The 15,737-nt window shown below is 45.3% G+C and carries 15 protein-coding genes and 1 other RNA gene; 6 read left to right on the top strand and 10 right to left on the bottom strand.

Going from position 1 to position 15,737, the window contains the following annotated elements; all coding sequences use genetic code 11:
• The 5 genes from GX089_07310 to GX089_07290 form a co-directional block, all read right to left on the bottom strand.
• Positions 1–217, bottom strand: a 217-nt coding sequence (locus tag GX089_07310) for a transposase (GenBank protein ID NLP02285.1), incomplete at its 3' end; no start/stop codon positions are given.
• A gap of 685 nt (positions 218–902) precedes the next feature.
• Positions 903–1,469: a LemA family protein gene (locus tag GX089_07305; GenBank protein NLP02284.1), complete on the bottom strand. Its 567-nt coding sequence runs from the start codon at positions 1,467–1,469 to the stop codon at positions 903–905.
• Positions 1,470–1,615: 146 nt separating this feature from the next.
• Positions 1,616–2,326 (bottom strand): nucleotidyltransferase domain-containing protein, encoded by a 711-nt coding sequence (locus tag GX089_07300; protein ID NLP02283.1) that lies wholly within the window; start codon positions 2,324–2,326, stop codon positions 1,616–1,618.
• Positions 2,327–2,490: 164 nt separating this feature from the next.
• Complete coding sequence (locus GX089_07295) at positions 2,491–3,240, bottom strand: TPM domain-containing protein (protein ID NLP02282.1); 750 nt, start codon at positions 3,238–3,240, stop codon at positions 2,491–2,493.
• Positions 3,241–3,669: 429 nt separating this feature from the next.
• Positions 3,670–4,779 carry an alpha/beta hydrolase gene (locus GX089_07290; protein NLP02281.1) on the bottom strand — a complete coding sequence of 370 codons (1,110 nt, stop codon included), beginning with the start codon at positions 4,777–4,779 and terminating at the stop codon, positions 3,670–3,672.
• A gap of 903 nt (positions 4,780–5,682) precedes the next feature.
• Between GX089_07290 and ffs the strand changes: the two genes are divergently transcribed.
• The 5 genes from ffs to GX089_07265 all read left to right on the top strand — a co-directional run bounded on the left by ffs (position 5,683) and on the right by GX089_07265 (position 9,509).
• Positions 5,683–5,781, top strand: an RNA gene (gene ffs / locus GX089_07285) — signal recognition particle sRNA small type.
• 535 nt (positions 5,782–6,316) lie between these two features.
• A complete protein-coding gene (dnaX, locus tag GX089_07280) occupies positions 6,317–8,014 on the top strand; it encodes a DNA polymerase III subunit gamma/tau (protein ID NLP02280.1) in 1,698 nt (565 codons plus the stop codon).
• Between the two features lie 76 nt (positions 8,015–8,090).
• On the top strand, positions 8,091–8,402 hold the full coding sequence (locus GX089_07275) for a YbaB/EbfC family nucleoid-associated protein (GenBank protein NLP02279.1): 312 nt from the start codon (positions 8,091–8,093) through the stop codon (positions 8,400–8,402).
• Complete coding sequence (recR, locus tag GX089_07270) at positions 8,399–9,004, top strand: recombination protein RecR (GenBank protein ID NLP02278.1); 606 nt, start codon at positions 8,399–8,401, stop codon at positions 9,002–9,004. The genes GX089_07275 and recR overlap by 4 nt, the downstream gene beginning before the upstream one ends.
• Positions 8,991–9,509, top strand: coding sequence for a phosphatidylglycerophosphatase A (locus GX089_07265; GenBank protein ID NLP02277.1), 519 nt, complete (start codon positions 8,991–8,993; stop codon positions 9,507–9,509). The genes recR and GX089_07265 overlap by 14 nt, the downstream gene beginning before the upstream one ends.
• A 267-nt stretch (positions 9,510–9,776) precedes the next feature.
• On the opposite strand, the gene GX089_07260 is transcribed toward GX089_07265, so the two are convergent.
• From GX089_07260 to GX089_07240, 5 genes are all read right to left on the bottom strand, one after another.
• Complete coding sequence (locus GX089_07260; GenBank protein NLP02276.1) at positions 9,777–10,259, bottom strand: CinA family protein; 483 nt, start codon at positions 10,257–10,259, stop codon at positions 9,777–9,779.
• Positions 10,260–10,477: 218 nt separating this feature from the next.
• The gene (queC, locus tag GX089_07255) at positions 10,478–11,164 is read right to left on the bottom strand and encodes a 7-cyano-7-deazaguanine synthase QueC (protein ID NLP02275.1); all 687 of its coding nucleotides are present in this window, start codon (positions 11,162–11,164) and stop codon (positions 10,478–10,480) included.
• Complete coding sequence (locus GX089_07250; protein NLP02274.1) at positions 11,157–11,798, bottom strand: radical SAM protein; 642 nt, start codon at positions 11,796–11,798, stop codon at positions 11,157–11,159. Before GX089_07250 ends, queC begins: the two co-directional genes overlap by 8 nt.
• Positions 11,791–12,162: a 6-carboxytetrahydropterin synthase QueD gene (gene queD / locus GX089_07245; protein NLP02273.1), complete on the bottom strand. Its 372-nt coding sequence runs from the start codon at positions 12,160–12,162 to the stop codon at positions 11,791–11,793. The genes GX089_07250 and queD overlap by 8 nt, the downstream gene beginning before the upstream one ends.
• 109 nt (positions 12,163–12,271) lie before the next feature.
• Positions 12,272–15,310, bottom strand: a complete 3,039-nt coding sequence (locus GX089_07240) for a peptidase S9 (GenBank protein NLP02272.1) — start codon at positions 15,308–15,310, stop codon at positions 12,272–12,274.
• Positions 15,311–15,478: 168 nt separating this feature from the next.
• Here GX089_07240 and GX089_07235 point away from each other — a divergent pair, with 168 nt between their 5' ends.
• Positions 15,479–15,655, top strand: a complete 177-nt coding sequence (locus tag GX089_07235; GenBank protein ID NLP02271.1) for a hypothetical protein — start codon at positions 15,479–15,481, stop codon at positions 15,653–15,655.
• Positions 15,656–15,737: the final 82 nt, after the last annotated feature.

Below are 15,737 nucleotides of genomic sequence, written 5' to 3'. Positions count from 1 at the left end.
TGTCCTGAAAGAGATACCCTCTCCTTTTGTATTTCCTGTTGTATCTGCCAGCATAACCGCTGTTCAAGGGGCGCATCAGCTTGTGCAAGGGCAGATGGCTGGTTCTGATAAGAAAGTGGTAATGGTTCTCCATCAGGACCCATGCGTAACACTGGAATTCGCATTTTTTAAGTCCTTTCGCAAAACGGGAAAAGAAAATCGCAGCGGTCATCGTCATCGACAAAGAGCTCTTTGCCCTCGATAGAGTGCGCCATTACGTGGAAGAGTGAGCCCGGTGATTCCAGACGGGCCATTCGTGGCAAATTTTCCTTTGGCGAAAGGGTGAGATGGATGTAAGGTGGAGGTAAGGAAATGCAAATCCTGGGCCGAAGAAAAATCACAAATGAAAAAGATGGTCTGTCCCTAATGAGGAAAAAAAGAAAGTCCGTCCCTTATAATATAAGATGATAAAGATAGTATGTCCCTGGCGTAAATTAAAAAAACAGTCCGTCCCCAAAAATCTTGCGTATGAGGACTGGAATCGTGAAAGTTACGGAATGGTTCACTGAAAAGACGGGATATATTAAGGCCGACCATCACTACATCATTTTGAATAGTGTTGAGCAAAGTGAAATTGACCTGCGGATCACAAATGTTGGATTTAGGTGTGTTACCGGCTGGTGCCCAAATAGCCCAACTGGCATAGCTGTCGTGGCGCTCACGAATATAATTAAAATGACTGCGTTCGATCATTGGTGATTTGATTCAAACATGTGTATTTCCCTTGGGGAATCTTTCCCCTGCCACCTCCCAAACTCAATCCCACACTAAAAGAATCTGATAGAAGAAAGATTCATCAGTTAACCTAAGCCACCAGCATATTCATAGATATCGGAATAAGCTTCCTGTCTTTTCCGTCCCTCTCAAAAAGACACCTTCGGTGCCTCAGCCGCCTTCGGTGAAGCCTCAAAATAGACCGCCTCAGGGAACTGACCCGCAAAAATCATGTATGGGAACTTTCTTCTTGTGGTGTTAAACTGTCCGACAGCCTCATTATACCTTCTGCGCTCAACCGCGATACGGTTCTCGGTTCCGGAAAGCTCGTCCTGTAAACTGAGAAAGTTCTGGTTTGCCTTTAACTCGGGGTAGTTTTCGACTACTACCAGAAGACGGGAAAGTGCAGATGACAACTCGTTGTTTGCGTCTACCTTATCCTTTGTCGTTGATGCACCCGCAACCTTTGCCCTCGCTTCAGTAATCTGAGTGAGCACCTCTTTTTCATGTGAAGCATATCCTTTCACCGTCTCAACAAGGTTCGGAATAAGATCTATCCTTCTTTGCAACTGATTGTCAATATTCGACCACGATTTCTTCACCTGCTCATCAAGCACCACCAACTGGTTCCGCCATCCAATGACCTTCCCGGCAAACACTACCAACACCAGTAACACTACAACTATACCGATCAGAACCTTCTGCTTACCACTCATATATTCTCCTTGTTATTGGTTATCTTGAAATTTATCCTTTTTATTATCCCATTCGGGGTCGGTATCGGTATCGGCATCGAATTCCCCTCTTTCCCGCATTTCGGTTCCGATTCGAATTCCAATCCCGACCAGGAATAAGACAACATTTACTGATCAATCACCTCAATAATAGCTCTAATTGCCTTGACATAATCAGAAAACAGCTTTTCCAGCTCCGGCAAATCCTTTACATTGTTAGAATCAGCGACCCGCTGAAGCGGTTCCCCGGAAATGTTAAAAGCTTTTTCGATATTTTTATAAAGCTCTTTTCGATTGTGTGGAACAGTTTCTCCCTTTAATCTGAGCAGGCTCCTGAAAAAAGGTGCATAAGCCCTTAGGGAAAGTGATATCAGTTCCAGCAGGCTTTTCCTGTTTTTTCTCGCATGGGGAAACTCCTGAAGCAGGTGAAGCCACTTTCCTTTTAATTCCCGTTCTATCTGTAGTCTCAGATGATCATTCTGGGGAGAAACAGCATAAAGAACATCTTCACCATAGAGCACCTTATAACAACCTTTCATGTCCAGAAACTCGACCGGATATGAGTCAAGTGACTTTTCGATATATTGCCTGTTCATGAAAAGGGGAGTGTTTATTCTCTGATTATAAAGCTTTGACTGCAGATCGGATGACTTTGCAATAAGCTCGAGGTCCATGGAGCGGAGAACAATCAGAAGATTGATATCCGATCTCTCGGGATCGAAATCCCCACCTGCAGCACTACCGTAAAGAATCACCGATATCAGATCCTCACCATACAGTGACTTGTATGATTCTGCTGCTTTCTTTGCAATCTCAACGGGATTGGTAATGCTTTTCATTCTCTCTCCCTCTTTAGCTTATTAATCATCACAGTTGCTCCCATTCGGGGTCGGTATCGGAATCGGTACCGGCATCGAAAAATCTCGCAATAAATCTGATATAGAAAATCCTTCTCTTTTTGTTAACATTTCAATTTCCGATCCCGATACTGATTAACATTTGTTTAAAAAGATCGGGATGCCCCTCCGCCTCCACTTATTCCACCGCCAAAACCGCCACCGAATCCGCCCCCAAACCCGCCGCGGCCGCCATATCCACCTCTCCTGCCGGACCCGCCACTCAATAACATCAACAACAAAAGAGAACGGCCAAAGGGGGTACTTATCATCACTATAAGAATAATAATGAAAAGGATTACCGCAAAAGGTGATATCTCCTCAGGATTTTCATGCGCGGAAACACGTTCCCGTGCCGGAAGTGATAACCTTATCTGCTTTTCAGTCTCAACAGCTCTTGCGACCTCAATTGACAGAGAAAGAATGCCGGCACCGTAATCATTTTTCTTTAACAGTGGAACTGCATAACTGTCAAGCAACCTGCCCACTTTGGCATCATTGAGATACCCTTCTGCACCGTACCCCACCTCAACCCTGATTCTCCTCGGATCGAGTGACAGAAGCACAAGTACTCCTTCATCCTTTCCCCTGGCCCCAATTCCCCATTTTTCGTACAAAACATTGGCGTACTCCTCGATAGTGTTATCACCTATAGAAGGAACCGTCGCGACCACAAGTGCAAAACCGGCCTGCTCCCAGAGAGACTGGCTTATCTTTGTGATATGGGATTTGGTAGCGGGGTCAAGAATATTGGCATAATCACCGACTGGCCCTGATGGCCGCTGGGGGTATTGGGAGGCAAGCAGAACCGAAGTAACTAAAAGAAGAAAAGGAAGAGTCTTTTTGATGGATTTCATCGAACTTTCTAACCGGTAAGCCGGTAAATGTTTTTGTCTCTTAGAATGTAAATCTTAACTGAAATATCAAAAATAACATTTGCCGGGGTATGAATATAAGGGGGGAATGGATCAAATCTTTCAATATTGAGAGAGAAAAAGGAATAGAGTTATGAGAGGCCTGCAAAATCAGGCATCCAGAAGCCCTGAAAGGGTGCAATTTAAAAGCCCGGGCTGAAGGCCTGGGTTGTGTAACAAAGAGATTTTTCCGAAGCCCTGACGGGGCGCTATAAACTAACACGTAAGTGTAACAGGTTTTACCTGTAAAAATCCGGTAAGATAGAGAGCCATGAGAGAGACTGTGAAAATATTGGATGAGTGATACCGGTTCAGCATGGCAAATATTTCCAGAGGGATTATTTACGGGGCAAGAAGACACTTTAATAAGTTTCATTTAGTTATGACATCGGGAAATATCTCCCTCTCAAATATTTCCCTCATCCTCTGCGGCTCTTCAAACAGCGGGCTGTGCGCTGATTTCTCAAACGTAAAAAACTTTTTAACAGGAGCCTTTATCTTTTGGTAATAATTCTTTGCCAATTCATAATTCACTGTATAATCATACACGCCATGAAAAAAGTATACCGGTATTTTAAACTCGGTAAACTCTTTTGACAAATCTGTCACCAGTATTTTACTCCATAATATACTGATACCTGAACCGGCTTTTGCCTTCCACAGATTTATTTTTTCTGTAAGTGTGTAATCAGGGCATGTAAATGAGGGCAACATGATCCCCCGTAAAACTGACTTCATATCATGAGTCGTACCGATTCCAAGATCATGCATGGCAATATCGCGTATTATTTGGTAAGATCGGGGAACCCCCTCTGTCATAGTTACCGGCGATGCCTCCAACTTTTTCACCATCTTCTTATTGCCATTCTCCCGATATCTTTTCAACATATAATCATAGGCCAGCTTTTCCGATTGAAGCTGACAGGAAATCTGAGCAACACCGATATAGGCGTTATACAACTCCGGCATCCTGTCAATCATCTGTATAGCTACGAAGGTCCCCCCTGAATGTCCCATCAGATATATTTTTTCCTGACCAAAACGTTGACGCAGATAATTAGTGACTTCCTTTGCATCTGAAATCATCTGATCCAGGTTCTTTGTTTCAACCGGAATATCGATATTGTATGACATTCCAGAACCCCGCATTTCCCACCATACTACGGTAAAATAATCCTCCATACCGGTAGGATATTTTCTGGTGAGAAAGTAATCTGGCATTCCCCCGTGAAGATAAAGCAAGACCGGATTTTTTATATTCTTTCCTTTGATAAACATTCCCTGTTCAATGCCGTTAATCCTCATTTTTACTTTCTCAGAAATGCTTCCTTCCAGAAGCTTTCCGTTTTCATCTAAAAATGGCCTTGTTTTCCCTGGACTTAGGAGATATATGACAGCCATTAAAACTATCCAGCAACCCAGTATAACCGATAGTATTAGCAAGGTATACTTCCCCTTTTTAGTAATCTTTCTGACTAGCATCTCAGCAACCCTTAATAAAACCCAATTCCATAAATACGCGTAAATACAAAATAGGTGCTGTGAAATTTAATTCCGGAATAAATTAGAACAATCAGCAAAAATGTGGAGATTTGAACTACCAGCCCTGAAAAAAGGCATATATATACAGGGCTGCAGAAAAGAAAACAGGTGCTGCTCTGGTACGTCATGTCTGTGAAAACAAGCATCCGGAAGCCCTGAAAGGGCGTAATATAAAAGCCCGGGCTGAAGGCCTGGGTTGTGTAACAAAGAGATTTTTCCGAAACACTGCCCGATCCAGTATGGATTGGGTTGTGCACTTCCCACGTAGAGGTCTACTTTGATTTTACTCTGCTCAGCAAGGAATAAAAAGTTTTAAATTTTTTATCAGCTATTTTTCAAAATTATTCTTATTCCTTTCCCCTCCAGATTGAATACCACCACTATAATTACAAAAATCTTTAAAAAAGGTAATAAGTCCCTTATCAGACAATGTTCCCATAAATGAATGCTTAATAGTTTTGTTGAATTTTGAATTAATTCTATTAATATCGGTCTTATACCGTTTTATAAATGGCTTTGATAATTTACGAATAATCATATGAGCTCCTTTATAAAGGGTTAGATACTTATTATAAGTATAATTAGGCTGTTAAAGGTAGTAAATGGAAAATATCAAATGTATATATAACTAAAGAGAAGAGAAAAAATGCCCAGGAATGAAAGCTGTTTATAACAGAGAAAATGAGGTAAGAGGAAAAGAGAAATGAAAAAACCGATTTATATCACTAAAAGGTTATATGCATCGGTTTTCTTGCCAAAAAAATCCCCCACTCCCTCCTGCAATAACCTATTTTTTAAAGTTTCAATAAACTCCTTCAAAAATCCGAATAGATAAAAATACAGGGCCAGGCCCTGCGCAATCAAAGGCTGTGAACCCCGCCAGGCCCGGAAGGGAGCAACGGTAAGCAGATTCTGGATGTGCCGCAGGTAAACTTGGCCCTTTTTTTGTCCCCTAAGGTCCACAAATCTCAATACTACCACAGAAGTAAACTCACGCTCTTCATCGGGGTCGGTATCGGCATCGAAAAGCCGTGGATAAGCACATCAGTACCGTAGCACGTTCCGGCCCATGGAGGTCTTCCGGAATGGATAATAATTCGTTACCTTCAGCGGGGGTTTTAGGGGCCCGAATTACGGCCCCTACCGTTTCTTGATCAGATATCATGGCCTGGATGCCTGTTTTCACAGGCATGACACACAGGGTGGCATATATCTACAATATGAAATATTTAGCCCCTGGTGGATATTCCTTTTTCTATGTTTCCTTTTATATAGGTGAAAATATTAGAGTACCTTTCGAATACCGATACCGATTCCGATACCGATTCGGAGACAAACATTTGATGTAAAAACAAGCAAAGTACCTTTTATTTTGAATTTCCCGCTGTGCGGGTCGTATTTTTACCATATTATAAACCGTTATCGTGGAGATAACACCCGGAAACTCTGAAACGGGAAAATCCAGCAGTTAAATCTTATGAGCTATATTGTCTTCGCACGAAAATGGCGCCCCAAAACTTTCGATGATGTGGTCGGGCAGGAGCATATTACTAATACCCTCAAGAAAGCCATCGAGAAAAACCGCGTTGCCCACGCCTATATCTTCTCCGGAACTCGCGGGGTAGGGAAGACAACTACGGCCAGAATCCTGGCACGGGCTCTCAACTGCGAAAAAGGGCCGACTCCGGAACCGTGCGGAGAGTGTACCAACTGCAAAAACATCCTCAGCGGCTCAAGCTTCGATGTCCTGGAAATTGACGGCGCCTCAAACAATGGTGTCGATGATATCAGGGAGCTGCGCGACAATATCGGGTACTCCTCCATGGGCGGAAACAACCGTATCTTTGTGATCGATGAAGTACACATGCTCACAAAATCCGCCTTCAATGCCCTGCTCAAGACTCTCGAGGAGCCACCAAAGAATGTGATCTTTATCTTCGCCACCACTGAACCTCAGAAAATCCCGGCAACTATCCATTCAAGATGCCAGAGGTATGATTTCCGCAGGATAAGTGTTGAGCAGGTCCTGGGACGTCTTGTCCATATCTGTGAGTCCGAGAAGATCGCCTTCGAAAAATCCGCTCTCACACTCGTGGCGCGAAAAGCCGAAGGAAGCATGCGCGATGCCTTGAGTCTTCTGGATCAGGTCTACTCATTCTGCCAGGAAAATATCACCGAAAAAGAGGTCAGAACTGTACTGGGACTGGTGGAGACAGAAGTCTACGAACGGATCATGGACTCTATCTCCAGCAAGGATCCCGCACCGGCTCTCAAAACTGTCCAGGATATCCTCTATCAGGGCTTCGATCTCCAGGAGTTTATCCTCGGATTCCAGGAACACCTCAGAAATCTCCTCTTTTCCAGAGTGCCCGGCGCACTTGAGAGCAGAGGCATTGATCTTGAAACCGACATGGTGCAGAGATTCTCAAAGAGCGCAGAGAGGTTCTCAGACGGGGACCTGCTGAGAATGTCCGAAATTGTCAAGAAGGCTGAGCAGGATATCAAGTGGAGCTCTTTCCCCAGGTTTACAGTTGAAATAATGCTGATAAAACTGGTTTACATGGACAATACCGTTCTTATCGAGCAGTTGATAAAATCACTTAACTCCTCAGACTCAAACCCGACAGATACTGAACCGGATCTAAAAAAAAAAATAGAAACACCTGAGCCGGTGACTCAGGCCCCGCCGGAATATATCGCTCCTCCTGTAGAACCATCCATAATAGCTGTTGAAGAGAGTCTTGCTCCATATGCAGTGAATACCTCATTTGAGGAGGACAATCCGGGAACAGTCCCGGTAGACCTGAAAAAGATGTGGACTTCTTTTCTTGACTTTCTTCTGCGCGACAGGCCAAATCTGGGTTCTTTTCTTTCATTCGCCTATATCGCTTCCTCAACGGATAACTCCATAGACCTGAAATTTCCCACAAATTTCAAATTTCAGTTCTCTGAGGTGACTAAAAAGAATAATAGAAACGAAATCTCAAAGCTGCTTGATGAGTTCACCCATACTCATATCGATTTGAGGATCGCTCTTGAGACCAAAGAACAGGCACATCAGGAACAGAATTATATTAAGCAGATAGGAAATATCCCCTCAACAATCAACGACCAGATCGAAAAAGAACCCATCATCCAGGTTCTTCTGGACTGTTTTGACGGGGAGATATTATAGGAAATCAGGATTCTGTCCGGCTGGGCAGGATCTTTACTTTTGTAAGCCAGTGAATTGTCGGATAAGGAGCTTGTAAATGTCAAAAAATATCAACAAATTGCTCAAGCAGGCCCAGAAAGTACAGGCACAGGTCATGAAAGCCCAGGAGGAGATGCAGAAACAGGAGTTTGAGGGCACCGCCGGAGGCGGCATGGTCAAAGTCGTTCTCAATGGAGCAAATGAACTCGTTTCCATCAAGATAAATCCTGAAGTCGTTGACCCCGATGAGGTAGAGATGCTGGAAGATCTGATTGTCGCAGCACACTCCAATGCGCAGGAAAAAATCAGGGAGGCATCAAATTCGACGATGGGCTCTATAACAAGCGGACTCAATATTCCCGGCCTATGACAGAACCTCTTGAAGATCTCGTCGAAGCCCTCTGCAGCCTCCCTACTATCGGACGCAAGAGTGCCTGGAGACTTGCTTTACATCTGATGGAGAGGCCGGAGCAGGAGGCTGTTGCTATCGCTGAGTCGATAATTGCTGCCAGGCGGAAACTAAGGCACTGCAGGCGATGTTTCAACTTCAGCGAAAATGAACTCTGCCCGGTATGCTTGTCTCAATCACGGGATCATTCTCTTGTCTGCGTAGTGGAAAAACCCGCTGATGTCTTTGCGATTGAGAAGTCGAGCCGCTACAGGGGAACTTACCATGTTTTAGGAGGGGTACTCTCTCCGCTAAATGGTATTACCGCCGATAAACTGAGGATTGCGGAACTTAGAAACCGGATCGGTCCCGAACAGATACGGGAGGTAATTCTCGGGCTGGGGGGAAGCGCCGATGCTGAAGCGACATCCCTTTACCTGGCGAGATTATTCCGTAATGACAAAATCAGAGTCACTCGTCTGGCCAGAGGACTTCCGGCAGGGATGGAACTTGAGTTTGTGGATCAGATCACATTGAGTCAGGCTTTATGCGAACGGACGGATATGCATTATGGTAATGAATAAACCCTTCTCATTCACTTACTGGATAAGAAAAACTGGAGCAAGCCTGTTTTTTCTCGGCTACATCCCTTACATACCTGGAACGGTCGGATCAGCGGTCGCTACTGCCCTTGTATGGTATGTTCACCAGAGATGGGGCGATTTCCTGAGCCCGGAAAAACTGGCCCTGCACTGGGTAGCTCTCATTGCTATCACCGCGATAAGCATCTTTCTCTCCTCACGCGACAAGGATGTATTCGGCAGCAGCGATCCTTCACAGATAATTATCGATGAAGTAGCGGGGCAGCTTATTACTTTCTTTATGATACCGATCTCCCTGAAAACCCTGCTTCTTGGCTTTCTGCTCTTCCGTTTTTACGACATTGTCAAGCCATTCCCCGTCTACCAGATGCAGGAACTCGAAGAAGGCGTGGGCGTAACCATGGATGATGTGGTCGCAGGGGTGCTGGCCAATGTGTCATTGATGATAATATTGGCGGTGTATGGCTGGGTGAAAGGGTATTTGTAAAGGACGAGTGTACGAGAGTACGAGGGTACGAAAGAGCGACAACACGACAGAAGGGACGGGGTATCCAGTCCATCCAGTCCATACCGTCCATACTTCCTGCATCATGAATACGACAGAACGACATTACGAAAACACGACAACACGAGTGCGCGAATGTACTACAGAATAATAGGAAGAGGGGAGTGGGGAAGAAGAGCCCTGTGGTGGAAATAAAACTCCCTTTGTCATTTTGACGAGTCTTCGAAGAGAAATTTTTCTTCACACAAATCAGAAAGATTCAATCATCTCCTTAAAACAACTCAGGGCGGTTTCGACTGTCTGATATCTTATTTCCTGACGATCTCCCTTGAAAATGTATTTAAAACTCTTTACGGTATCACATACCGCTATGCCTGTGTAAACCAGACCAACAGGTTTTTCCTCTGTGCCGCCCTCAGGACCAGCTATACCTGATACGGAAATCGCACACTCAGTTTTAAGCAGTTTACAAACCCCTCTGGCCATCGCTGTTACTGTCTGGCTGCTTACTGCCCCGAATTCCGATAGTACATCCGTAGGAACACCCAGTAAAGATTCCTTCACCTGGTTGTCATAGGCTATCACTCCACCCATGAAATAACCCGATGCCCCCGGAATCTCCGTAATAGCTCCTCCCAAAAGCCCCCCGGTACACGATTCCGCAACCGCGAGTGTCCAGTTTTTCCTCTTAAGAATCTCCCCAATCTCTTTTGCCAATTCAGCGGTTGTCATTTCTTTATGTTCCTGCCTCTTTTCATACTTAATTTCGAAGATATGGACGGGTATGGACGGGTCGGATGGGTGCTATAGCTCTTTCGTCTTATTGCTTTATTGTTTTATCTCTAATCTTATTGTCGTGCTATCGTGTTGTCGTGTTGTCGTACTCTCGTGTTGTCGTGTCGTCGTACTGTCGTGTTGTCGTACTGTCGTACTCTCGTACCCTCGTACCCTCACCCTCCATACCTCGTCGGATCCTCCACCCCCGCCTCCTTAAACCCGCTCTTCCTTATCTGACAACTATCACACAGCCCGCACGCGCTCCCGTCAGGGTACGGATCATAACAACTGTGAGTTATCGAATAGTCAACTCCCAGATCAGTGCCTTTCCTGATTATCTGTGCTTTTGTCAGATTTATCAGTGGGGTGTGTATCCTTATTATCTTTCCCTCAACTCCAGCTCTGGTAGCAAGATTTGCCATGCACTGGAAAGCCTCGATAAATTCCGGACGGCAATCGGGGTATCCCGAGTAGTCAACTGAGTTTACACCTGTAAATATATTACGGCATCCGGTGACCTCAGCCCATCCCAGCGCAAATGACAGGAATATGGTGTTTCTCGCTGGCACATAGGTGTTGGGTATCTGCCCCTCTTTGATAGCACGTCCCTTCGGGACATCGATAGTATCTGTCAGAGAACTTCCTCCAAAAGCACGGAGATCTATCTCTACAATCTTATGCTCCACTGCATCAAAAAATGATGCGACTTTGCGTGCGGATTCAAGCTCGATCCAATGACGCTGCCCGTAAGAGAAACTCATGGCATGGATATCAAAACCCTCCTCTTTTGCGGCAGCACAGCAGGTTGCGGAATCGATCCCGCCGCTTAACAATACTATAGCCCTCTCCTTTTTAAACACCTCTTCTGTCCCCCCAGATTATCTTGTGTAATTGAAGACCCAGAACCACAGGAACATCGCTTTCAAGTATCCACGATGCTAACTCTGCGGGACTGAGTGACCCCGTATTGGGCGAAAAAATAATCCTTAGCCGGCCAGCAAGATTTCTGCTTGTCAGATGCACTACAGCCCAGTCGAAATCATGCTTATCGGAAATTACATACTTGAGTTCATCATTACCGGTAAGAGAGGATAAATTACTCTCAAGAAACGAACCGGCCTCCCCGCTCGAAGGGCATTTGACATCTACGATCCTCCGGCAGCCCTCCGGAAGTACTGAAATATCCTGACTTCCGTTAGTTTCAACAAGAACAGTGAAGCCTGAGTCAAGAAAACTCCTGCAGAGTTGAGGAGTTGCTTCCTGAAGCAGAGGCTCTCCTCCTGTGATTTCAACAATCCTTGTTCCGTGTTTCTTTACAGATTCAATTATCTCCTCTGAGCTCATCGGTACACCATCGGATAGCGCGTACCTTGTATCACACCAGTTGCAGGAGAGATTGCAGCTTGCCAGGCGGACAAAGGAGCAGGGATATCCAGTAATGGATGACTCTCCCTGAATACTCTTGAAAATTTCACATACCACCAGCTCACTCATAATACGCAGCGCAATTTCCCGGTGTTTCGCAGATCTCTAGGCGGGAAACCATACAGCCGGATCCCTCAAGTTTTCCCTTAAGTCTCTGAAAGATGTACCGGGCGAGGTTTTCAGATGATGGATTGAGGTTTTCCTGTTTCAGTACAACATTGAGATCCTTGTGGTCGAACTGCTTGACAATTTCCTTCAGATGGTTTCTGAGTACCTTGAAATCTATTCCTATTCCGGCAGAATCAAGTTCGGAGCATTTGACAGATGCTTTTACCTGCCAGTTATGTCCATGAAGATTCTCACAGGGCCCATCATAATTGAGCAGCCTATGAGCAGCGGAAAAATGTGCTTCGGACGTAATCTCGTACAAAATATCCTCCAGATCGATAAAACAGAAAGACGGCTCTTAATATGTCCGCCTTTTTTGCAAAAATACATTTTGTACGGGGTTATGCCGGAGGAGCATGAGAGGAAAGCTGCTTTTACCATCCCGGAGCGAAAAGAAATCCCCAGTTTCCGCCTCTGTCTGTGCGTTGAAAAGGGTAGGCGTAGTAGATCTGAAGCACCAGCAGGCCAAAAAGATTGATTCGTGTCGCTGCTCCGGCACTGAAAACCGGCACACGCTCCCTGGTATTATGAATCAATTTCGGCACAGGGATTTCTCCCCTCGACCACGCCACTCCTCCATCCAGAAAAGCGACCAGCTCCATGGGAAGATATGGAAAGTTAATAAGCCCGAACTGTTCATTTCCCAGAAGGGGAAGTCTCAGTTCCGCATTGAAAACACCCACTCTCGAGCCGATAAGACGTGAAAAATCGGGGCAGTCGGCATAATTGTCAGATGATGAGCAGTTACGGAGATTGTAGGAGTAATAACTGTACCCTCGCACCCAGGTTTCATATCCCAGGAAAAGAGGTGACAGACGATCGCTCTCGGAATCTCTCAGATATCGTCCGTAATGGAAAAAGCGGAATGCAAGTGTAAATGGGTTCATCAGGAAGTACTGACGATAATCGGCGAGGGCGGTGAGAAAGGAGAGTGACCCCGATGTAGGCTCAAGTTCATACCTGTATCTTCTTCCGGTGACAGGACCTGTAAAACCAAAATTGGAAAAGTCACCCACGTATGCTGCAGAAGCCCTGAAAAGGTTAAGTGATGTGGGCTCATCGAGTGAACTGTTATTGCGCCGGACGACTCTTCCGGACAGGGCATATATCTCCTCGCTCTGGTAATCGTATGAGATCCTGGTGTATGATCCCTGAAACTCAAAGCGCCGGTTGGAGGAAAGGGGGTATGCGGCTAATAAACCGATCTGGTTATCAAATATTCTCTCGTCGGTGAAGGTGACTTTCTGCACATCTCTTACCTCCCCGTCAACTGTCGCAGTATCTCTTTCAACTTCTGTAAATGTGGATGCATAAGGGATTCGGCTCAGAACCAACCCCCAGTTAAGGCGTCTGTCCATGTTAAGGTAAAAACCCTCAGCACCAAAATCTCTCAGGCTTCCATTTATCTGTGCACCGAGACCAAGAAGATGATCCCCTAAAATATCACTGAAAAGAAATGAAACTCCTCCACCGACTCCCACTCCAAGAGGATCGGCAGAGAGTCCGGCATAAAGCTGACCCACATAGAGTAAACCCAGTCTGGGATTATAGTTTTTTATGGAGAAACGGTTCTCCTCAACTAACCCCTCAGAACTCTTCCCCAGGTAATCATCAACTATGGAGTTTTCAGATTTCATCGGAGGCAGTTTGACAGTTTTTAAATAGTCCTGTTTGTCTGGTGTAAACGGTTCCCCTTCTGTCTGTGTGGAATCAAGACTGTGGATCTTATAACCTTTTTTGTCGTAAATACTGAATACTGTTTTTCCGCTTTTCATCGCTACAGAGATAGCAGGGGAGAGCTCTGTAAGACCACTTATACCTGTAGCAGTATTAGTTACTCTGAAGAACCGGTTTGTCTCAAGGGAGTACCGGTAAATATCACTGAATCCATCAGGGTCCGCTACAAAATAAATACTGTTCCCATCGGGCGAATACTGCGGGTTTATATGCTTTACCCACTCAGCCATTCTTATCACTCTTATGCAGCATCCTTCGATATTTATGATACCGATTTTTAAGGGGGAGAATTTGAGAGAATCTAGATTTGTGGGATAACCCCTGTCAGTCGCGAAAACAATCCATTTGCCATCTGGCGACCATGACGGCTGCAGTTCAGCGAACTTGTCGTTTGTTAAACGGTGCAGCGTGGATGTCTCAAGATCGTAGGTGTAAAGATCACTTATCGCTCCCGATGTTCCGGAAATTGCAAGCTTTTTCCCATCGGGTGACCAGGCGATATGTGCTATTTCATCCACATCTTTGAGTTTGAATGTGCGGGTTACTTTCCTGGTTTTTATATCCAGAATCGCAATCGCATTGTCCCCGTCCTTGAATACTATAAATGCAAACTGCTCCCCGTCGGGAGACCAGGTGCCCGACGATGACATAAATCGCAGAGCATCAAAATGCTGATCGGTCTCCGCACTCACAAGCCTCTTTATGATTTTTCCAGTACTTACATCTGCAAGATAAAGATCTATCGAGAAGAGATCCTTTGTGGATAGAAAAGCAATATAGCGCCCGTCAGGACTTATTACAGGCGATAGATTGGTGCTGCCTTCTTTTATAACAGGAGTCCCTGTTCTGGAGGGCAGAGTTCGACCGGCAGTATCCGATGAGAACTTTTCCCTGATTGCCCTTTGCCATCCTGCGGAAACTGAATCTATGCTTATTCCAAGAACACTTTTAAACCCCGGGTACCATCCCTGCTTAAGTGTGGAATGAAAGAGAGGGCTTATCACGTGATCACCATAAGTTCCTCCGATATAGGCCCAGATTGCATGCCCGTAACGGTAGGGGAAATACTCTGTGTTTCTGCTGATCTGAGAAAATGATGGAATATCGTTGGACAGCACAGCATCCCTCATCCACATTGCTGTCAACGGGGAGTATGATCCGATCGACAGATACTCCGACATCCCCTCGATAAACCACAAAGGGATCTGCTGCGCGCCTCCTATCCCCGCAGGACTCTCCTTTATGATATTGTAATGAAAGACATGGGCTAACTCATGGCCCAGAACATGGTTGTTTTCGGAGCCGATTCCGGTAAGAGGAAGAATTATGCGGTTCATTAAGCCTTCGGTCACTCCTCCGGTCCCCTCTGGGATAAGACCGCTGATAGCGTTTGTCTGCTGAAAATCGGCATGATTGGCATAGATTAATACCGGCTGCCTTTTGGGAAGGGTCCTGTCAAAGATCATCTTAAACCGGGTATGCCATCGCTCCAGCATCCGCCCCGCTTCTTTGGTAGCACTCTCCTCCGATGGATAAAAGTAGATCCTGAATTGATTGGTGTTTAATACCTTGAAATCAAAATCATCGTACTGAACCTTGTTTCGTCCGAAATATTCTCCGATAGCGGGAATAAACAGAAGGCAAAGCAGAGCGCAGATTTTCACAGTTCTCATCATTCTGCCCCTTTAGGAGAGGAGTTAATTGTTGGGAGTTCAAATGGTGTGCCAAGGGACGAGAGTACGAGGGTACGAGTGTACGACATTACGACAGTACGAAGGCACGAGCGCACGGATTGAAAAACACGACAACATGATTGTGCGAAAGTTCCAGAAATAAGGGGCGTGATGGAAGTAGGGAAGAAAAACCTTGTGGTGGAAATAAAACTCCCTTTTGTCATTTCGACGACTCTGAGAGGAGAAATCTTTTTTCACCCAGCCCTGAAAGGGCGCAATATAATAGCCCAGGCTGCAGGCCTGGGTATGTGTAAAGAGAAAGTCCTCACAAGCCCTGAAGGGGCGTAATATACTACTGATACCAAAATGACAGAAGGAACGGGGAATACAAGGAAATAATGACTGCTTAAAGTTGTCAAAAGATACAAAT

The sequence above is a fragment of the Fibrobacter sp. genome (genome assembly GCA_012523595.1).
In the GTDB taxonomy this organism is placed as follows: domain Bacteria; phylum Fibrobacterota; class Chitinivibrionia; order Chitinivibrionales; family Chitinispirillaceae; genus JAAYIG01.
The sequence above is the reverse complement of the archived record's forward strand: the minus strand, read 5'-3'. Positions and strand labels throughout refer to the sequence as shown.

Coding starts and splice junctions, on each gene's coding strand:
- GX089_07295 (NLP02282.1), bottom strand. CDS start 3,240: ATGAAATCCATCAAAAAGACTCTTCCTTTTCTTCTTTTAGTTACTTCG.
- GX089_07250 (NLP02274.1), bottom strand. CDS start 11,798: ATGAGTGAGCTGGTGGTATGTGAAATTTTCAAGAGTATTCAGGGAGAG.
- GX089_07300 (NLP02283.1), bottom strand. CDS start 2,326: ATGAAAAGCATTACCAATCCCGTTGAGATTGCAAAGAAAGCAGCAGAA.
- GX089_07275 (NLP02279.1), top strand. CDS start 8,091: ATGTCAAAAAATATCAACAAATTGCTCAAGCAGGCCCAGAAAGTACAG.
- GX089_07290 (NLP02281.1), bottom strand. CDS start 4,779: ATGCTAGTCAGAAAGATTACTAAAAAGGGGAAGTATACCTTGCTAATA.
- dnaX (NLP02280.1), top strand. CDS start 6,317: ATGAGCTATATTGTCTTCGCACGAAAATGGCGCCCCAAAACTTTCGAT.
- GX089_07305 (NLP02284.1), bottom strand. CDS start 1,469: ATGAGTGGTAAGCAGAAGGTTCTGATCGGTATAGTTGTAGTGTTACTG.
- recR (NLP02278.1), top strand. CDS start 8,399: ATGACAGAACCTCTTGAAGATCTCGTCGAAGCCCTCTGCAGCCTCCCT.
- GX089_07235 (NLP02271.1), top strand. CDS start 15,479: ATGGAAGTAGGGAAGAAAAACCTTGTGGTGGAAATAAAACTCCCTTTT.
- GX089_07260 (NLP02276.1), bottom strand. CDS start 10,259: ATGACAACCGCTGAATTGGCAAAAGAGATTGGGGAGATTCTTAAGAGG.
- GX089_07240 (NLP02272.1), bottom strand. CDS start 15,310: ATGATGAGAACTGTGAAAATCTGCGCTCTGCTTTGCCTTCTGTTTATT.
- GX089_07265 (NLP02277.1), top strand. CDS start 8,991: ATGGTAATGAATAAACCCTTCTCATTCACTTACTGGATAAGAAAAACT.